Genomic DNA, 435 nt, shown 5'->3' with positions numbered 1-435 from the left:
TGTCCTTTTTTATTTTTTTCTTCGGCCAAAAGTGAAACGTGCTGCAGAAGAAAACATGTGGCAATTGTCAACGGTAAATGTCTGACTGGAGCGACAGCGGAAGGAATTTAAGGAGTTGATAATTTTGCTGCACCAGAACCCTCTTGGCTCGTCAAAAGGCAACACCTTTTGACCTGCCAACCGGCGAGGGAGCCCCCTCAAAAATTGAGGGGGTTGGGGGAGCTTTTTGGAGGGGGTCAAGGGAGAACTTCTCCCTTGCGGTGTGGCAGCGCCACGGTCTTTTTTCATGCGTAAGCATGCGGCGATAGCCGAAACAGCTCCCGGCAGGGCACACCTTTACGCATGTAAAGTATAGTGTGTTATACTTTACATGGAAGTTGACCGAAAACAGGTACACCTTTGTACCCGAAAAATTGGGGCTGATATAGATGAGTT

The sequence above is a fragment of the Parasedimentitalea denitrificans genome (assembly GCF_011813015.1).
GTDB lineage: Bacteria > Pseudomonadota > Alphaproteobacteria > Rhodobacterales > Rhodobacteraceae > Parasedimentitalea > Parasedimentitalea denitrificans.
Note: the sequence above shows the minus strand (reverse complement) of the source record.